This window comes from Mangrovitalea sediminis, assembly GCF_002514725.1.
Lineage (GTDB): Bacteria > Pseudomonadota > Gammaproteobacteria > Pseudomonadales > Oleiphilaceae > Mangrovitalea > Mangrovitalea sediminis.
The window spans coordinates 154,362-171,398 of the sequence record NZ_NTLB01000008.1 but is presented as its reverse complement, the minus strand read 5'-3'; the positions used below and the strand labels follow the sequence as shown (position 1 = coordinate 171,398).

General features: G+C 55.0%; 30 protein-coding genes. 29 read left to right on the top strand and 1 reads right to left on the bottom strand.

Annotated elements, in window-relative coordinates:
- From CLR77_RS19580 to rplQ, 29 genes are all read left to right on the top strand, one after another.
- Positions 1-110 (top strand): EF-Tu C-terminal domain-related protein (locus CLR77_RS19580; protein WP_198962839.1); only part of this gene is annotated, 110 nt, incomplete at its 5' end.
- A 176-nt stretch (positions 111-286) separates the two neighbouring features.
- The gene (rpsJ, locus tag CLR77_RS19575; RefSeq protein WP_097462403.1) at positions 287-598 is read left to right on the top strand and encodes a 30S ribosomal protein S10; all 312 of its coding nucleotides are present in this window, start codon (positions 287-289) and stop codon (positions 596-598) included.
- A gap of 80 nt (positions 599-678) precedes the next feature.
- On the top strand, positions 679-1,317 hold the full coding sequence (gene rplC, locus CLR77_RS19570) for a 50S ribosomal protein L3 (RefSeq protein ID WP_097462402.1): 639 nt from the start codon (positions 679-681) through the stop codon (positions 1,315-1,317).
- Positions 1,318-1,328: 11 nt separating this feature from the next.
- On the top strand, positions 1,329-1,934 hold the full coding sequence (gene rplD, locus CLR77_RS19565) for a 50S ribosomal protein L4 (protein ID WP_097462401.1): 606 nt from the start codon (positions 1,329-1,331) through the stop codon (positions 1,932-1,934).
- Positions 1,931-2,224 carry a 50S ribosomal protein L23 gene (rplW, locus tag CLR77_RS19560; RefSeq protein WP_097462400.1) on the top strand — a complete coding sequence of 98 codons (294 nt, stop codon included), beginning with the start codon at positions 1,931-1,933 and terminating at the stop codon, positions 2,222-2,224. The genes rplD and rplW overlap by 4 nt, the downstream gene beginning before the upstream one ends.
- A 17-nt stretch (positions 2,225-2,241) precedes the next feature.
- Positions 2,242-3,069: a 50S ribosomal protein L2 gene (gene rplB, locus CLR77_RS19555; RefSeq protein ID WP_097462399.1), complete on the top strand. Its 828-nt coding sequence runs from the start codon at positions 2,242-2,244 to the stop codon at positions 3,067-3,069.
- Positions 3,070-3,092: 23 nt separating this feature from the next.
- The gene (gene rpsS / locus CLR77_RS19550) at positions 3,093-3,368 is read left to right on the top strand and encodes a 30S ribosomal protein S19 (protein ID WP_097462398.1); all 276 of its coding nucleotides are present in this window, start codon (positions 3,093-3,095) and stop codon (positions 3,366-3,368) included.
- 17 nt (positions 3,369-3,385) lie between these two features.
- Positions 3,386-3,718 (top strand): 50S ribosomal protein L22, encoded by a 333-nt coding sequence (gene rplV / locus CLR77_RS19545; protein WP_097462397.1) that lies wholly within the window; start codon positions 3,386-3,388, stop codon positions 3,716-3,718.
- A gap of 11 nt (positions 3,719-3,729) precedes the next feature.
- Positions 3,730-4,413, top strand: coding sequence for a 30S ribosomal protein S3 (rpsC, locus tag CLR77_RS19540; RefSeq protein ID WP_097462396.1), 684 nt, complete (start codon positions 3,730-3,732; stop codon positions 4,411-4,413).
- Between the two features lie 12 nt (positions 4,414-4,425).
- Positions 4,426-4,839 carry a 50S ribosomal protein L16 gene (gene rplP / locus CLR77_RS19535; protein WP_097462395.1) on the top strand — a complete coding sequence of 138 codons (414 nt, stop codon included), beginning with the start codon at positions 4,426-4,428 and terminating at the stop codon, positions 4,837-4,839.
- The gene (gene rpmC, locus CLR77_RS19530) at positions 4,839-5,030 is read left to right on the top strand and encodes a 50S ribosomal protein L29 (RefSeq protein ID WP_097462394.1); all 192 of its coding nucleotides are present in this window, start codon (positions 4,839-4,841) and stop codon (positions 5,028-5,030) included. Before rplP ends, rpmC begins: the two co-directional genes overlap by 1 nt.
- A gap of 1 nt (position 5,031) precedes the next feature.
- On the top strand, positions 5,032-5,298 hold the full coding sequence (gene rpsQ / locus CLR77_RS19525) for a 30S ribosomal protein S17 (RefSeq protein WP_097462393.1): 267 nt from the start codon (positions 5,032-5,034) through the stop codon (positions 5,296-5,298).
- A 57-nt stretch (positions 5,299-5,355) separates the two neighbouring features.
- A complete protein-coding gene (rplN, locus tag CLR77_RS19520; RefSeq protein WP_097462392.1) occupies positions 5,356-5,724 on the top strand; it encodes a 50S ribosomal protein L14 in 369 nt (122 codons plus the stop codon).
- A gap of 16 nt (positions 5,725-5,740) precedes the next feature.
- Positions 5,741-6,061 (top strand): 50S ribosomal protein L24, encoded by a 321-nt coding sequence (gene rplX / locus CLR77_RS19515; RefSeq protein ID WP_097462391.1) that lies wholly within the window; start codon positions 5,741-5,743, stop codon positions 6,059-6,061.
- 26 nt (positions 6,062-6,087) lie between these two features.
- A complete protein-coding gene (gene rplE / locus CLR77_RS19510; RefSeq protein ID WP_406564975.1) occupies positions 6,088-6,618 on the top strand; it encodes a 50S ribosomal protein L5 in 531 nt (176 codons plus the stop codon).
- Between the two features lie 12 nt (positions 6,619-6,630).
- Positions 6,631-6,936: a 30S ribosomal protein S14 gene (gene rpsN, locus CLR77_RS19505; protein WP_097462389.1), complete on the top strand. Its 306-nt coding sequence runs from the start codon at positions 6,631-6,633 to the stop codon at positions 6,934-6,936.
- Positions 6,937-7,011: 75 nt separating this feature from the next.
- The gene (gene rpsH / locus CLR77_RS19500; protein ID WP_097462388.1) at positions 7,012-7,404 is read left to right on the top strand and encodes a 30S ribosomal protein S8; all 393 of its coding nucleotides are present in this window, start codon (positions 7,012-7,014) and stop codon (positions 7,402-7,404) included.
- A 9-nt stretch (positions 7,405-7,413) separates the two neighbouring features.
- Positions 7,414-7,947: a 50S ribosomal protein L6 gene (gene rplF, locus CLR77_RS19495; protein WP_097462387.1), complete on the top strand. Its 534-nt coding sequence runs from the start codon at positions 7,414-7,416 to the stop codon at positions 7,945-7,947.
- A 10-nt stretch (positions 7,948-7,957) separates the two neighbouring features.
- Complete coding sequence (gene rplR, locus CLR77_RS19490; RefSeq protein ID WP_097462386.1) at positions 7,958-8,308, top strand: 50S ribosomal protein L18; 351 nt, start codon at positions 7,958-7,960, stop codon at positions 8,306-8,308.
- Between the two features lie 12 nt (positions 8,309-8,320).
- The gene (gene rpsE, locus CLR77_RS19485; RefSeq protein ID WP_097462385.1) at positions 8,321-8,821 is read left to right on the top strand and encodes a 30S ribosomal protein S5; all 501 of its coding nucleotides are present in this window, start codon (positions 8,321-8,323) and stop codon (positions 8,819-8,821) included.
- Between the two features lie 4 nt (positions 8,822-8,825).
- Complete coding sequence (gene rpmD, locus CLR77_RS19480; protein ID WP_097462384.1) at positions 8,826-9,014, top strand: 50S ribosomal protein L30; 189 nt, start codon at positions 8,826-8,828, stop codon at positions 9,012-9,014.
- A 1-nt stretch (position 9,015) separates the two neighbouring features.
- A complete protein-coding gene (gene rplO / locus CLR77_RS19475; RefSeq protein ID WP_097462383.1) occupies positions 9,016-9,450 on the top strand; it encodes a 50S ribosomal protein L15 in 435 nt (144 codons plus the stop codon).
- Between the two features lie 17 nt (positions 9,451-9,467).
- Positions 9,468-10,787 carry a preprotein translocase subunit SecY gene (gene secY, locus CLR77_RS19470; RefSeq protein ID WP_097462382.1) on the top strand — a complete coding sequence of 440 codons (1,320 nt, stop codon included), beginning with the start codon at positions 9,468-9,470 and terminating at the stop codon, positions 10,785-10,787.
- Positions 10,788-10,814: 27 nt separating this feature from the next.
- Complete coding sequence (rpmJ, locus tag CLR77_RS19465) at positions 10,815-10,928, top strand: 50S ribosomal protein L36 (protein ID WP_097462381.1); 114 nt, start codon at positions 10,815-10,817, stop codon at positions 10,926-10,928.
- Positions 10,929-11,048: 120 nt separating this feature from the next.
- The gene (rpsM, locus tag CLR77_RS19460) at positions 11,049-11,405 is read left to right on the top strand and encodes a 30S ribosomal protein S13 (RefSeq protein WP_097462380.1); all 357 of its coding nucleotides are present in this window, start codon (positions 11,049-11,051) and stop codon (positions 11,403-11,405) included.
- 13 nt (positions 11,406-11,418) lie between these two features.
- Positions 11,419-11,808: a 30S ribosomal protein S11 gene (gene rpsK / locus CLR77_RS19455; protein ID WP_097462379.1), complete on the top strand. Its 390-nt coding sequence runs from the start codon at positions 11,419-11,421 to the stop codon at positions 11,806-11,808.
- A gap of 18 nt (positions 11,809-11,826) precedes the next feature.
- Positions 11,827-12,447 (top strand): 30S ribosomal protein S4, encoded by a 621-nt coding sequence (gene rpsD, locus CLR77_RS19450; RefSeq protein WP_097462378.1) that lies wholly within the window; start codon positions 11,827-11,829, stop codon positions 12,445-12,447.
- Positions 12,448-12,483: 36 nt separating this feature from the next.
- A complete protein-coding gene (locus CLR77_RS19445; RefSeq protein ID WP_097462377.1) occupies positions 12,484-13,488 on the top strand; it encodes a DNA-directed RNA polymerase subunit alpha in 1,005 nt (334 codons plus the stop codon).
- 35 nt (positions 13,489-13,523) lie between these two features.
- Positions 13,524-13,913 carry a 50S ribosomal protein L17 gene (rplQ, locus tag CLR77_RS19440; RefSeq protein ID WP_097462376.1) on the top strand — a complete coding sequence of 130 codons (390 nt, stop codon included), beginning with the start codon at positions 13,524-13,526 and terminating at the stop codon, positions 13,911-13,913.
- A gap of 142 nt (positions 13,914-14,055) precedes the next feature.
- Here rplQ and uvrA read toward each other — a convergent pair whose 3' ends face one another.
- A complete protein-coding gene (gene uvrA / locus CLR77_RS19435; protein WP_097462375.1) occupies positions 14,056-16,926 on the bottom strand; it encodes an excinuclease ABC subunit UvrA in 2,871 nt (956 codons plus the stop codon).
- Between the last annotated feature and the right edge of the window lie 111 nt (positions 16,927-17,037).

The window sequence follows — 17,037 nt, the reverse complement described above, 5'->3', positions numbered from 1 at the left end:
TGGTCGTGACGCTGATTGCGCCGATCGCAATGGAAGATGGTCTGCGCTTCGCGATTCGCGAAGGCGGTCGTACCGTTGGTGCGGGCGTTGTGACCAAGGTGATCGAGTAATCGAATAACCTGTGAAAAAAGGGGCTGTCTTGGTGCAGCCCCTTTTTTCTGCGCAATCGCAAGGTGAAGGGGTGTCAGGTGTTAGCTTGACACCCCTGAGTATTATGCATACAATGCGGCTCCTTTTTTTAAAGGTCGGCTAATACCTAGCTGCAATTCGTGGAGTTTTGGGCATCATGCAAAGCCAAAAAATCAGAATTCGGTTGAAGGCATTTGATTATCGCCTGATCGACCAGTCGACACAGGAAATTGTCGATACGGCAAAGCGTACAGGTGCACAGGTGCGTGGCCCGATTCCTTTGCCGACGCGCAAAGAGAAGTACACAGTGCTGGTTTCTCCGCATGTCAACAAGGATGCGCGTGATCAGTACGAGATTCGTACGCACAAAAGGATGCTCGATATTATCGAGCCTACTGAAAAGACAGTTGATGCTTTAATGAAGTTGGATCTGGCCGCCGGTGTAGACGTTCAGATCAGCCTGGGTTAACGCGCCCTCTCGCGTTGACCTGAGTGTAACTGTCGAAAGGCCATAGAGGGTTAGAGCCCCGTACACTTTAGAGGTGAAAAATGGCAATTGGTGTTGTCGGTCGTAAGGCCGGTATGACCCGTATTTTTACGGATGATGGTCAAGCTATTCCGGTAACGGTTGTCGAAGTTGAGGCAAACCGCATCACGCAAGTGAAAACTCCGGAATCCGATGGCTATCGCGCTGTTCAGGTTACTGTTGGTGCGCGCCGCGCTTCCCGTGTCACGAAACCGGCTGCCGGGCATTTTGCCAAGGCTGGTGTAGAGGCTGGTCGCGGTTTGTGGGAGTTTCGTCTTGCTGATGGCGAGGGCGAAGATCTTGCGGCCAGTGGTGAGCTGACGGTTTCCCAGTTCGAGGCAGGCCAATACGTAGACGTTATTGGTCAATCCAAGGGTAAGGGCTTTGCTGGCGTTATCAAGCGCTGGAATTTCGCTACCCAGGATGCCACTCACGGTAACTCCCTGTCGCATCGCGCTCCCGGTTCCATTGGTCAGAACCAGACTCCGGGTCGTGTCTTCAAAGGCAAGAAGATGGCCGGTCACATGGGTGATGAGCGGGTGACCGTTCAGAGTCTCGAAATCGTCCGTGTTGATGCTGAGCGCAATCTGCTGCTGATTAAAGGTTCCGTGCCTGGTGCAACCGGCGGAAACCTGATTATCAAGCCAGCAGTGAAAGCCTGAGGGGTGGTGTGATGGAATTGACAATCACTGGTAGCGGCAAGGGCGTTTCCGTTTCCGATGCCGCCTTCGGTAAAGAGTTTAACGAGGCGCTGGTTCACCAGGTTGTGACCGCTTATATGTCAGCTGGTCGCCAGGGTACTCGTGCACAGAAGACCCGTTCTGATGTGCGCGGCGGCGGCAAGAAGCCTTGGCGCCAGAAAGGTACCGGGCGCGCTCGGGCCGGTACTATCCGTAGCCCGATCTGGCGTTCTGGTGGTGTTGCTTTTGCGGCGCGTCCGCAGGATCACTCGCAGAAGGTCAATAAGAAGATGTATCGCGCCGCCATGCGCTCCATCTTCTCTGAGCTCGTGCGTCAGGATCGTTTGGTCGTGCTTGAGGATTTGGTCCTCGAAACACCGAAAACCAAGGCCTTTACTGCCAAGTTGAACGATCTGGGTTTGGGTAACGCGCTGATTGTTTCCGATAACGTAGAGCAGAACCTCTACCTGGCCGCTCGTAACCTGCCGCACGTTGACGTGCGGGATGTTGCTGGCGTGGATCCGGTAAGTCTGATCGCCTTCGAGAAAGTCGCGGTTACAGTGCCGGCATTGAAGAAGATCGAGGAGTTGCTGGGATGAATCAGGAACGTATCTACAAGGTTCTGCTCGGACCGCTCATTTCGGAAAAAGCCACGATGTGTGCCGAAAGCGGCCAGGTCGTTTTCCGTGTAGCGCCTGACGCCACCAAGCCCGAAATCAAGAAAGCTGTTGAGCAGCTCTTCAATGTAAAAGTTGAAGGTGTTCAAGTGCTGAACCGTAAAGGCAAGCTGAAGCGCACCATGCGCGGTGTTGGCAAGCGCCAAGACGTTCGCAAGGCTTATGTGCGTTTGGCGGAAGGCCAGGATATCGACTTCCTGGATGTGGAATAAGGTAAAGGGGTCTTATCATGTCGATCGTTAAAACGAAACCGACTTCCGCTGGCCGCCGTCACGTTATCAAAGTCGTCAGTGCGGAGCTGCACAAGGGGCGCCCCGAAGCCTCCTTGACGGAAGTTCTCAAAAAGACCGGTGGGCGTAACCATTTTGGCCGCATTACTACCCGTCACGTGGGTGGTGGTCACAAGCGCCATTATCGGACAGTTGATTTTAAACGTAACAAGGATGGGATTTCGGCCGTTGTTGAGCGTCTGGAATACGATCCTAATCGTTCTGCACACATCGCTTTGCTGAAATATGCCGACGGTGAGCGTCGTTACATTATCGCTCCCAAAGGCTTGCAGGCAGGTGATTCTGTGCGTTCTGGCATCGATGCGCCGATCAAGGTCGGTAGCACGTTGCCGCTGCGCAACATCCCGGTGGGTTCGATTATTCACTGTATCGAACTCAAGCCTGGGAAGGGTGCGCAACTGGCACGCAGCGCTGGTGCTTCTGTCCAGTTGGTCGCGCGGGAAGGTTCTTACGCCACCCTGCGTCTGCGTTCCGGTGAAATGCGCAAGGTGCTGAGTGAGTGTCGCGCTACGTTGGGTGAAGTTTCCAACAGCGAACACAGCCTCAAGCAGCTTGGTAAGGCGGGTGCAACACGTTGGCGCGGTAAGCGGCCGACGGTACGCGGTGTTGCTATGAACCCAGTTGACCACCCCCATGGTGGTGGTGAAGGGCGTACCTCTGGCGGACGTCACCCGGTTACTCCTTGGGGTGTCCCGACCAAAGGGCATAAGACTCGTAAGAACAAGCGTACTGACAAGATGATAGTACGTCGTCGTTCGGCCAAGTAATTGATGACTTAGAGGATTACGCTGTGCCACGTTCTTTAAAGAAAGGTCCATTCATTGACCTGCATCTGTTGAAGAAGGTAGAAGCAGCTCTGGAAAGTAACGACAAACGGCCGATTAAGACCTGGTCTCGTCGTTCGACGGTTTTTCCAGAGATGGTAGGTTTGACCATTGCCGTGCATAACGGTCGTCAGCATGTACCTGTGTATGTGACTGAAGATATGGTCGGCCATAAGCTTGGGGAGTTCGCTGCAACGCGTACTTTCCGCGGCCATGCTGCCGACAAGAAAGCGAAACGCTGAAGCTGAGGGGAAAGAAAATGGAAGTAGCGGCTAAGTTAAAGGGCGCTCGCCTCTCTGCTCAGAAAGCTCGTCTTGTTGCAGACCAGGTTCGCGGTAAGGCCGTAGAGGAAGCCCTGAATATTCTGACTTTCAGCCCAAAGAAGGCAGCGCATATCATCAAGAAAGCTCTTGAGTCTGCGATTGCCAATGCTGAGCACAACCAAGGCCTGGATGTGGATGAACTGAAGGTTTCCACGATCTGTGTCGACGAAGGTCCGGTCATGAAGCGTATTAAGCCTCGTGCCAAGGGCCGTGCCGACCGGATCCTGAAACGTTCGTGCCACATTACCGTCAAGGTCGCCGACAAGTAGGAGATGCTCAGATGGGTCAGAAAGTAAATCCGACCGGTATCCGATTGGGTGTGATCAAAGAGCACAACTCGATCTGGTACGCGGACAAGAAAAGTTACGCCAAGAACCTGCTTAACGATATTCAGGTTCGTGAGTTCCTGAACAAGCGTCTGGAAAAGGCGTCTGTCAGTAAGGTTGTCATCGAGCGTCCAGCACAGAATGCTCGCATTACGATTCACACGGCTCGTCCCGGTATCGTAATCGGCAAGAAAGGCGAGGATGTGGATCGTCTGCGTCGGGAAGTCAGCGACATGATGGGCGTTCCTGTTCATATCAATATCGAAGAGATCCGCAAGCCGGACCTGGATTCGAAATTGGTCGCGCAAAGTGTTGCTAATCAGCTCGAGCGTCGCGTGATGTTCCGTCGCGCCATGAAGCGGGCGGTGCAGAACGCAATGCGCCAGGGCGCCAAGGGTATCAAGATCCAGGTGAGCGGTCGCTTGGGCGGTGCCGAGATCGCGCGTACCGAATGGTATCGTGAAGGCCGAGTGCCTTTGCATACCCTGCGTGCCGATATCGACTACGCCACACACGAAGCCCATACCACCTACGGTGTTATCGGTGTCAAGGTGTGGATCTTTAAAGGCGAGATCCTTGGCGGGATGGACCAAGTCCGTGCCGACAAAGGAACTGCTCGCAAGAAAGGTTCCAAGTAAGGGGGCGCTCGCATGTTGCAACCAAAACGCACTAAATTCAGAAAAATGATGAAGGGCCGTAATCGCGGTCTCGCTCATCGCGGCAGTAAAGTGAGCTTTGGCGAATTCGGTCTGAAAGCGACGGATCGTGGTCGTATTACCGCGCGTCAGATCGAGGCGGCTCGTCGAACCATGACCCGTCATATCAAACGGGGTGGTAAGATCTGGATCCGGATTTTCCCGGACAAGCCGATCACCAAGAAGCCGTTGGAAGTTCGTATGGGCCACGGTAAGGGCTCTGTCGAATATTGGGTCGCAGAGATCCAGCCCGGAAAAATCCTTTACGAGATGGAAGGGGTTCCTGAGTCCATCGCACGTGAAGCCTTTGCGCTGGCTGCAGCCAAACTGCCGTTGTCTACCACCTTTGTGACTAGGACGGTGATGTGATGAATGCTCAAGAACTTCGCGAAAAGTCGGTCGAAGAGCTGAAAGGCGACCTGATGAGCCTGCTCAAAGAGCAGTTCAATCTGCGTATGCGTAAGGCTACCGGCCAGCTGAACCAGAGCCATTTACTCGGCAAGGTCAAGCGTGACATCGCCCGCGTGAAAACTGTATTGACTCAGAAGGCAGGAAACTGACATGACTGAAGCTGCAAAGAATGCCAGAACGCTGAGCGGCAAGGTCGTGAGCAACAAGATGGAGAAATCCATTGTCGTTCTCGTTGAGCGCCGTGAGAAGCACCCGATTTATGGCAAATATCTTCGGCGCTCGACCAAGATCCATGCGCACGACGAAAATAACCAGTGCAATATCGGCGACATCGTCACCATTCAGGAAAGTCGTCCTCTGTCGAAGACGAAGACCTGGAAACTGGTGGAAGTCGTCGAGCAGGCATCGAAGGTTTAACGTCCCCGTCGGTGGGTCTTGCCGTAACGACGAAGTGGTTTCTGCTGGAGAATAACCATGATTCAGACTCAAACAATGCTTGACGTCGCGGACAACAGCGGTGCCCGTCGAGTGATGTGCATCAAAGTGCTGGGGGGCTCACACCGCCGGTACGCGAGCGTTGGCGATATCATCAAGGTGACCGTGAAGGATGCAATTCCCCGCGGTAAAGTGCGCAAGGGCCAGGTCCTCAAGGCTGTGGTAGTGCGTACCAGATTCGGTGTGCGTCGTCCTGACGGGTCCCTGATCCGTTTTGACGGTAATGCCGCAGTACTTCTCAACAACCAGGACGCGCCTATCGGTACCCGTATTTTTGGGCCGGTAACTCGCGAGCTCCGGAATGAGAAGTTCATGAAAATCATTTCACTGGCACCGGAAGTACTGTAAGGACTAGAGGCCGGTTATGAAAAAGATCAAGCGAGATGACGAGGTCGTCGTCATTGCGGGTAAGGACAAAGATAAGCGTGGTAAAGTGCTTCGCGTGTTGGATGATAACCGGGTGATCGTATCCGGCATCAACATGATCAAGCGCCACACGCGGCCTAACCCGATGGCCAACGCACCTGGCGGCATCATTGAAAAAGAAGCACCGATCCATCTGTCTAATGTGGCGATTTATAACCCGCAGACACAGAAAGCGGATCGGGTGGGCTTTCTGGAGAAGGAAGATGGGTCCAAGGCCCGTATTTTCCGCTCCACGAAAGAAGTTATCGATAACCAGTAAGTGTAGCGGTGGTTACGATGCCGAGCATGAAAGAGCTTTATAAGTCGGAAGTGATACAGGCGCTGCAGCAGGAGTTCAGTTACAAGAACATCATGCAGGTGCCGCGTATCGAGAAAATCACCCTGAACATGGGTGTTGGCGAAGCCATTGGCGACAAGAAGCAGCTTGAGAATGCAGTGCGTGACCTGGAGCAGCTGGCCGGTCAGAAGCCCGTCATTACCAAGGCGAAGCGTTCCGTTGCTGGATTCAAAGTCCGTGAGGGCTTCCCGATTGGCTGCAAGGTAACGCTGCGCGGGGAGCGCATGTGGGACTTTTTTGATCGCCTGGTGCACATTGCCGTGCCCCGTATTCGTGACTTCCGTGGCCTGAACTCGAAATCCTTCGATGGTCGCGGTAACTACAGCATGGGCGTGCGTGAGCAGATCATCTTCCCCGAGATCGAATACGACAAAGTCGATAAGGTCCGTGGGCTGGATATCACGATCACCACTACGGCACGTACGGATGACGAAGGTCGTGCGTTGTTGCAGGCGTTCAGTTTCCCGTTCAAAAAGTAGAGATTGGGAATTATGGCAAAAGTATCGATGAAAGAGCGTGAGCTGAAGCGCCAGAAGGCAGTTGAGAAGTATGCTGCCAAGCGCGCTGAACTCAAGGCGATTATCAAGAACCCCAACAGCTCGGACGAGGACCGTTGGAACGCGCAAATGAAGCTGCAAGCGCTTCCGCGTGACTCCAGTGCCAGCCGTCTGCGTAATCGTTGCCAGTTGACAGGCCGTCCTCACGGTGTGCTGCGTAAATTCAAGCTGTCGCGTATCAAGTTGCGCGAAGCCGGCATGCGCGGTGATGTACCGGGATTGACCAAATCCAGCTGGTAAGTTCGTTACGCAAGTTTGTTGGTAAGCGGTGCGGCGAGCCGCTGCACAACTAAAAAGATCAGGAGCCTCATACCAATGAGTATGCAAGACACCCTTGCGGATATGATTACACGTATCCGCAATGCCCAGATGGCATCCAAGGCCGATGTGGCCATGCCATCTTCAAAAATGAAGATCTCGGTAGCCCAGGTCCTAAAGGACGAGGGTTATATCGAAGACTTCAGCGTTTCCAGTGACGACAAGCCAGCATTGACGGTTACCCTCCGTTATTTTGAGGGCAAGCCGGTTATTGAAGAAATCAAGCGCGTTAGCCGTCCTGGCCTGCGTCAATATAAAAGTGCTAATGACCTGCCGAAGGTTGCTGGCGGTCTGGGAGTGGCTATTGTTTCCACCTCCCGGGGCGTTATGACGGATCGTGCCGCGCGTAAAGCCGGTGTCGGTGGCGAAGTAATCTGCACGGTATTCTAGGAGTAAGACATGTCCAGGGTTGCTAAAAATCCTGTCGTGCTGCCTTCGGGTGTCGAGGTCAAGCTCAACGGACAGGATATCGAAGTTAAGGGGAGCAAAGGTGCTCTCAAAATGACCGTTCATATGGCGGTCGAAGTCAAACAGGACAGCGATCAGCTCGTTTTCGCTGCCCGTGATGGCGCAAAGCAGTCTCGTGCGCTGGCTGGCACCACCCGTGCCTTGGTCAGCAATATGGTCACGGGTGTTAGTGCCGGTTTTGAGCGTAAGCTTCAGCTGATTGGGGTTGGCTATCGTGCCCAGGCCCAGGGTAAAAAGCTGAATTTGACGCTTGGCTTCTCCCATCCGGTTGAATATGACCTGCCGGAGGGTGTCACCGCAGAAACCCCGACTCAAACTGAGGTCGTGATTCGCGGTATCGATAAACAACAGGTTGGCCAGGTTGCCGCGGAAATCCGCGCTTTCCGTCCCCCGGAGCCCTATAAGGGTAAAGGTGTTCGTTATTCCGACGAACAGGTCAGACGTAAAGAAGCCAAGAAGAAATAAGGCATAGATTATGAGCGCGAAGAAAGAATCCAGATTGCGTCGCGCACGGAAAGTGCGCACGAAGATCCGCGAGTTGGGTGTCAATCGTTTGAGCGTACACCGGACTCCGCGGCACATGTATGCCCAGATCATCTCCGCTGACGGTAGCCAGGTTTTGGCCGCGGCTTCGACGTTGGACAAGGAATTGCGTCAGGGCTCTACGGGCAACATCGATGGGGCCAAGAAAGTTGGTCAGTTGATTGCCGAACGTGCCAAAAAAGCCGGTATCGAGAGCGTCGCCTTTGACCGCTCAGGATTCCGTTATCATGGGCGCGTCAAGGCTCTCGCCGATGCTGCTCGCGAAGCTGGACTGCAATTCTAAGAGGTGGAGAAGATGAGCGTTACTGAACAGAAGGCGCCTGAGCTCCAGGAAAAGCTGGTGCAGGTTAACCGCGTCGCGAAAGTGGTTAAAGGCGGTCGTATTTTTGCCTTTACCGCACTGACCGTTGTTGGCGACGGCAAAGGCCGCGTCGGTTTCGGTCGCGGTAAGGCACGTGAAGTGCCTGTCGCTATTCAGAAGGCGATGGAAGCTGCGCGCAAGAACATGGTCAACGTTCCGCTGAATGCGCACACGCTGCAATACCCGGTTACCGCCCAGCATGGTGCGTCCCGTGTATTCATGCAGCCGGCTTCCGACGGTACCGGTATCATCGCCGGTGGTGCGATGCGCGCCGTGCTGGAAGTGGCTGGTGTCCACAACGTCCTGGCCAAGTGCTATGGTTCGACCAACCCGGTCAACGTTGTTCGTGCCACGATCAAGGGCCTCAAGGCAATGCAGGCGCCTGAGGATATCGCAGCCAAACGCGGTAAGAGCGTTGACGAGATACTGGGTTGAAGTCATGGCGAACGATAAAACATTGAAAGTTACTCTTGCCCGCAGTCCGATTGGCTGTCAGCCGAAGCACCGTCTGTGTGTTAAAGGTCTTGGCCTGCGGAAGATCGGGCAAACAGTTGAGCTACAGGACACGCCGGCCATCCGAGGCCTTGTGAACAAGGTCAACTATTTGGTTCGGGTCGAGGAGCAGTAAGATGAAACTGAATGATTTGAGCCCTGCACCTGGTTCCAAGCCCTCCAAGAAGCGTCTGGGTCGTGGTATCGGTAGTGGGTTGGGTAAAACCGGTGGCCGTGGTCACAAAGGTTTGACCTCCCGCTCCGGCGGCTCTGTCGCACCCGGTTTTGAGGGTGGTCAGCAGCCTTTGCAGCGTCGTCTGCCGAAGTTTGGCTTCACGTCGCGCAAGGCTCGTTTTGTCGCAGAAGTGCGTCTTCACGAGCTGGCTAAGGTCGAAGGCGATGTCGTCGATCTGGCGGCGTTGAAAAAGGCCGATATCCTGCGTGAGGAAATTCGCGAAGCCAAAGTTATTTTGGCGGGCGAGCTTTCCCGTGCGATTACGGTCAAGGGACTGCGTGTAACCAAAGGCGCCCGCGATGCTATCGTGGCTGCCGGTGGTAAAGTCGAAGACTAAGATACGTCGAGGACTCAATGGCCAAGACAGCATCATTACCGTCCGGAATGGGAAAGGGCCTGGCAGAGCTGCGTTCGCGGCTTTGGTATGTGCTTTTGGCCCTGCTCGTTTATCGAGTAGGTGCTCACATTCCGGTTCCGGGTATTAACCCGGAGCGTCTGGCGCAACTGTTCGATCAGAACCAGGGAACTATCCTGGGCATGTTCAACATGTTTTCTGGCGGTGCACTCAAGCGCATGAGTATTTTTGCGCTGGGGATCATGCCGTACATTTCGGCATCGATCATCATGCAACTGCTCACGGTAGTGAGTCCTCAGCTTGAGCAGCTGAAAAAGGAAGGTGAGGCCGGCCGGCGCAAGATTAACCAGTACACCCGTTACGGGACCGTGCTGCTTGCCGCCGTTCAAGGCTTCGGTATCGCGGTGGGGTTGGCGTCGCAAGGCGTCACCTTTACCGACAGCTTCAGCTTCTACTTCGTGGCGGTGATCTCTTTCGTCGCCGGCGCGGTGTTCCTGATGTGGCTGGGCGAGCAGATTACGGAGCGGGGTATCGGCAACGGTATATCGCTGCTTATCTTCGCCGGTATCGTCGCCGGGTTGCCTGGTGCACTGGGCAGAACCCTTGAGCAGGCTCGGAATGGTGAAATGAGTCTGCTGGTCCTGTTGGGTATCGCGGTGTTTGCGATTGTCGTGGTTGCTTTTGTCGTGTTCATGGAACGCGGCCAGCGCCGACTGACAATCAATTATGCCAAGCGTCAGCAGGGCCGCCGGGTGTATGCGCAGCAGACCAGCCATCTGCCGCTCAAGGTGAATATGGCGGGTGTAATCCCTCCGATCTTTGCATCGTCCATCCTGTTGTTCCCGGCGTCGTTGGGGCAGTGGTTTGGTCAGGGTAAAGGCATGGAGTGGCTGAATCAGATTTCGCAGGCGTTGGCACCGAGCCAGCCGTTGTATGTGTTGTTGTTTACAGCGGCCGTCGTGTTCTTCTGCTTCTTCTATACAGCCTTGATGTATAACCCGAAAGAAGTCGCGGACAACCTCAAGAAGTCCGGCGCTTTTATCCCTGGGATTCGCCCGGGAGATCAAACCGCCAAGTACATCGATGGTGTGCTGACTCGCTTGACGCTGTTCGGCGCTATTTACATCGCAGCGGTGTCCCTGTTGCCCCAGTTCCTGGTGGTTGCGGGTAACGTTCCCTTCTACCTTGGGGGTACTTCACTGCTGATTGTTGTTGTGGTCGTGATGGATTTCATGGCCCAGGTTCAGGCTCACCTGATGTCCCATCAGTATGAGTCCTTGATGAAGAAGTCCAATCTTAAGGGCTACGGAAGGGGGTGAGTCCCTTCCCGTGAACTGGAGTCGACAATGAAAGTACGCGCTTCGGTAAAGAAGATTTGCCGTAACTGTAAGATTATCCGCCGCAATGGCTCTGTACGGGTCATTTGCATTGAACCTCGCCACAAGCAACGTCAGGGTTAATCCCCCCGACGGGGCTGAGGAATAATGGCGCTTGATCTTTTAATGATCAGGCGCTATTATTTTGCGCCCCTTTTGTGGCGGTAACCCACACAGCGAAGCTTTAAACGCGGAGTTAGATGGATGGCACGTATAGCCGGTGTCAATATACCCGACAATAAACATGCCGTGATCTCTCTGACCTATATCTTCGGTATTGGTCAGACCACGGCAACTAAGCTTTGCGATGCAACGGGTATTAACCCGGTCGCTAAGGTCAAGGACCTGACGGATGAGCAACTTGATACGTTGCGTAATGAAGTCAGCAAAATGACTGTTGAAGGCGATCTGCGTCGTGAAGTGCAGATGAATATCAAGCGTTTGAAGGATCTCGGATGCTTCCGCGGCCTGCGTCATCGTCACGGTCTGCCTGTTAGAGGGCAGCGTACGAAGACCAATGCCCGGACTCGTAAAGGTCCTCGCAAACCGATTCGCAAGTAACAGGTAGGCAAACATGGCAAAGCCAGGTACACGTACCCGTAAAAAGGTGAAAAAGACGGTTGTTGATGGCGTCGCGCACATTCATGCGTCCTTCAACAACACGATCGTGACCATTTCTGATCGCCAGGGCAATGTGCTGTCCTGGGCGACGTCCGGCGGCTCAGGCTTCCGTGGGTCACGTAAAAGTACGCCTTTTGCTGCACAGGTAGCAGCTGAAAGAGCCGGTAACGCGGCTGCTGAATACGGTCTTAAAAACCTGGACGTACTGGTCAAGGGGCCTGGTCCCGGCCGTGAATCTGCGGTTCGTGCGCTGAACGCGTGCGGCTACAAGATCACGAACATCACTGATGTTACGCCGATCCCCCATAACGGCTGTCGTCCGCCGAAAAAGCGTCGCGTGTAATACAGGAGACAGTGAGGAATGGCACGGTACATAGGTCCGAAATGCAAACTGTCTCGCCGTGAAGGGACAGATCTTTTCCTGAAAAGCGGCGTACGTGCGCTGGATTCGAAGTGTAATCTCGAATCTGCGCCGGGACAGCATGGTGCTCGTCGTGGTCGTTTGTCCGACTACGGTCAGCAATTACGCGAAAAGCAGAAAGTCCGTCGTATGTATGGCGTACTCGAGCGTCAATTTCGCAACTACTACAAAGAAGCGGCGCGCCTGAAAGGTGCGACGGGTGAAAACCTGCTGCAGTTGCTCGAAAGCCGTCTGGATAACGTGGTTTACCGGATGGGCTTTGGTTCAACTCGTGCTGAGGCGCGTCAGTTGGTTTCTCACAAAGCCATCCTGGTCAACGGTAAAGCGGTCAACATTCCGTCTTATCAGGTTGCCCCGGGTGACACCGTCAGCGTCCGCGAGAAATCGCGCAATCAACTCCGTGTGAAAGGTGCACTGGAGCTGGCTGGAAGTCGTTCCGCGGTGAACTGGGTCGAGGTTGACGCCAACAAGATGTCCGGCGTATTCAAGGCAACTCCGGAACGTATCGATTTGCCTGCCGACATCAACGAAAACCTCATCGTCGAGCTTTACTCCAAGTAAAGCGTGAGTAGCCAACGAGAGCAGATAGGGGCGTCTATGCAGCGTTCAGTAAATGAATTCTTGACTCCTCGTAACATCGAAGTACAGGAAATCAGCAAGACCCATGCGAAGGTCACGCTTGAGCCTCTAGAGCGGGGGTTCGGTCATACCCTCGGCAGTGCTCTCCGTCGAATCTTGCTGTCTTCGATGCCGGGGTGTGCAGTGGTGGAGGCCCAAATTGAGGGCGTTCTCCACGAGTACAGCGCCATTGAGGGTGTTCAGGAGGATGTTATTGAGATCCTGCTGAACCTCAAGGGCCTGGCTATCAAGCTTCATGGTCGTGACGAAGTTGAACTCAGCGTCGTCAAGAAGGGTGAGGGTGCGGTTACGGCTGGTGATATTCAACTGGATCATGATGTTGAAATCGTCAATCCGGAGCACGTGATCTGTCACCTTGGCGCTAACGGTCAGATCAACATGAAGCTTAAGGTTTCGCGTGGTCGCGGCTATGAGCCGGCAGATCAGCGTGGCCTGAATGATGATGAGACCCGAGCGATCGGCCGTCTCCAGTTGGATGCCACGTTCAGCCCGGTACAGCGTGTAGCCTACGCAGTCGAAAATGCTCGCGTAGAACAACGTACCGACTTGGACAAGCTGGTCATCGACCTGGAGACCAACGGCACGATTGATCCGGAAGAGGCTATTCGCCGCGCGGCGACTATTCTTCAACAGCAGTTGGCTGTTTTCGTGGACTTCGATCACGAGAAGGAGCCGGAAAAAGTTGAGGAAGAGGAGGAGGTCGATCCGATTCTCCTGCGTCCCGTCGACGATCTGGAATTGACCGTACGTTCGGCCAACTGTTTGAAAGCCGAAAACATCTACTACATTGGCGATCTCATTCAGCGTACCGAAGTCGAGCTGCTGAAGACCCCGAATCTGGGTAAGAAATCGCTCACCGAGATCAAGGATGTCTTGGCGTCTCGTGGCCTGTCACTGGGCATGCGGCTTGAGAACTGGCCGCCGGCCAGTCTCAGGAATGATGATCGGGTTTTGGGCGTTTGACCGCCAATTAGTAGTTTAAGTAAGGAATCAGAGCAATGCGTCATCGTAAGAGTGGTCGTAAGTTCAATCGGACCAGCGCGCATCGTAAGTCCATGTTCCGTAACATGACGGCGTCGTTGGTGGAGCATGAGCTGATCAAAACCACACTGCCCAAGGCCAAAGAGCTGCGGCGCGTGGCGGAACCCTTGATCACGCTCGCCAAAAGCGATTCTGTTGCGAACCGCCGTCTGGCTTTTGCCCGGCTGCGCGACAGCGATGCGGTTGCCAAGCTTTTCAACGAGCTGGGCCCGCGTTACAAGGCACGTCCCGGCGGTTACCTGCGCGTACTTAAGTGCGGTTTCCGAGCTGGTGATAATGCGCCCATGGCCTATGTAGAACTGGTAGATCGTCCAGCCAGCGCTGTTGAGGTTGACGACGAGGATTGATTCCGACGTCGGGCTGCATCAAAAGAAAAAGCCGGAATCTCGATTCCGGCTTTTTTTTGTCCCGGGATTTTGAGTTCCCGGTTTGTGTAGGAATGGGGCCGGCTTTCGCCGGCCTCCTCCCCGCTTCTTTAAGGCAATGGGGTTAGGATATGCCCTCGTCCACGGTGTCGTGGTCTGGTGCCGGGTTGCGATGACGCTCGAGTAGCGGTTTGAGGTAACGGCCTGTGTGCGAGTCCGTGTTTTCGGCAACCCTTTCCGGCGTACCTTCTGCAATGATTTTTCCGCCCCCGGTTCCACCCTCTGGTCCTAGGTCGATAATCCAGTCGGCTGTTTTAATCACATCCAGGTTGTGTTCGATGACAACGACGGTGTTTCCGTGATCTCTCAGTCGCTGGAGTACGCCAAGGAGTTGCTCGATATCGTAGAAGTGCAGCCCGGTCGTCGGCTCGTCCAGAATATAAAGTGTCTGTCCCGTATCCCGCTTTGACAGCTCTTTGGCAAGCTTGACGCGTTGCGCTTCTCCTCCGGACAGCGTTACGGCGCTTTGTCCCAACTTGATATAGGAAAGGCCAACGTCGATCAGCGTCTGTAACTTGCGGGCCAGGAAGGGAACCGCGTCGAAGAACTCGCGGGCATCCTCGACCGTCAGGTCCAGCACTTCGTTGATGTTTTTACCTTTGTATTTAACTTCCAGGGTTTCCCGGTTGTAGCGTTTTCCTTTGCAGACATCGCAAGGGACATAAATGTCTGGGAGGAAGTGCATCTCCACCTTGATAACCCCGTCTCCCTGGCAGGCCTCGCAGCGCCCGCCCTTGACGTTGAAGCTGAAACGTCCGGGCTTGTATCCGCGTGCCCGTGCTTCCTGGGTGCCGGAAAACAGCTCCCGAATCGGCGTGAAGAGGCCGGTGTAGGTGGCCGGATTGGAGCGGGGGGTGCGTCCGATCGGGCTTTGATCGATATCGATAACCTTGTCGAAGTGCTCCATTCCGTGGATGCTGTCGAAGGGCTGGTGGGGCAGGGTGGAAGCCTTGTTAAGCTGTGTGGCGGCGATCGGGTAAAGAGTGCCGTTGATCAGCGTTGACTTACCAGAGCCGGAAACGCCGGTTATGCAGACAAAAAGGCCAACGGGAAGGCGCAGGTCGACGTTTTGTAGGTTGTTGCCGCTGGCGCCCTTCAATTCAAGGTAGCGCCCGCTCTCCGGGGTTCGCCGCTTGGGGATATGAATGCGTCGTGTGCCGGACAGGTACTGCCCGGTTAGGGAGTCCCTGTTCCGCATGATGTCCGCAGGGCGCCCCTGGGCAATGACTTGACCGCCATGGACGCCAGCACCCGGGCCGATGTCTATCACATAGTCTGCCGTGCGTATGGCGTCCTCGTCGTGCTCAACCACTATCACAGTGTTACCGAGATCCCGCAGGTGGGTCAGGGTGGCCAGGAGGCGGTCATTGTCTCGCTGATGTAGGCCAATGGATGGCTCGTCCAGTATGTACATCACTCCGACCAGGCCGGCGCCGATCTGGCTGGCAAGGCGGATACGCTGAGCTTCACCACCGGACAGGGTGTCGGCGCTACGGTCCAGCGTCAGGTAGTCGAGGCCGACGTTGACCAGGAACTGCAGGCGTTGACGAATCTCTTTGAGGATCTTGTCCGCAATTTCGCCCCGGCGCCCCTCCAGTGACAGTGTGCCAAAATACGCCAGTGCCTGACCGACGGGTTGGCGTACGAGGTCCGGTAGCGTGCGATCATTGATATAGACGTGACGAGCGCTACGCCGCAGGCGCGATCCCTGGCAGTCCGGGCAGGGCTGCTGGCTGAGGTAGCGTGCCAGTTCCTCCCGCATGGATTGGGATTCGGTCTCCCGATAACGGCGCTCGAGGTTGGGTAACACACCTTCGAAGGGGTGAGCCTTGTCGATGATATGACCGCGCGAATTGACGTATTTGAACGTGATTTCCTCCTTGCCGGAACCGTTCAGTACTGTCTTTCTGAAGCTTTCTGGCAGGTCGGTGTAGGGCGTGTCCATATCGACGCCATAATGCTGGGCGACACTGTTCAGCATCTGGAAGTAGTAGACGGTTCGCCGGTCCCAGCCCTTTATTGCACCCTCCGCAAGGGTCAGCTCCGGGTGTTGAATGACCTTGTCGGGGTCGAAGAACTGTTTGACGCCCAAGCCGTCGCAGCCGGGGCAGGCTCCTGCGGGGTTGTTGAACGAAAACAGCCTGGGTTCCAGTTCGCTGATGGAATAACCACAAACGGGGCAGGCGTAGCGAGCGGAGAAAATCAGCTCATCGCCGCCTTGCTCCATGGGCGCGGCAATAGCGATGCCGTCCGCCAGTTCCAGGGCCGTTTCGAAGGATTCGGCGATGCGCTGTTGTATGCCGGCTTTGATGCGGAAGCGGTCGACGACGACTTCGATCGTGTGCTTCCGTTTCTTGTCCAGCGTGGGCAAGTCATCGATGTCATAGACGGCACCGTCGATACGCAGCCGGATGAAACCCTGTGCCCTTAGGGACTCGATCACTTGGACGTGCTCGCCTTTCCGTTCACGGATAACCGGGGCGAGGATCATGAACCGGGCATCGTCATCCTGGGTCATGACCTGATCGACCATCTGGCTGACGGTCTGTGCGGCCAGGGGAAGGTCGTGATCCGGGCAACGTGGCTCGCCGGCCCGTGCGAACATCAGGCGCAGGTAGTCGTAGATTTCGGTAATGGTGCCGACGGTGGAGCGGGGGTTATGTGAGGTCGATTTCTGCTCGATAGAAATGGCTGGCGACAGGCCTTCTATGTGGTCGACGTCCGGTTTTTCCATCATTGACAGGAACTGCCGGGCGTAGGTGGACAGTGACTCGACATAGCGACGCTGTCCCTCGGCGTAGAGGGTGTCGAAAGCCAACGAAGATTTCCCGGAGCCCGACAGTCCGGTGATCACGATCAACTGGTCCCGTGGAATATCCAGGTCAATATTCTTAAGGTTGTGGGTTCGGGCGCCTTTGATCAGGATTTTGTCCATATACGCTCTCGATACGCAAAGGGAAAAGTATACTGGTTCCGTGCTACTGGGCTCAAAGCAAGATCCGTTGAAAAAGGTATTTGATACAATGGCCGCCAATTTTGGCTTTGC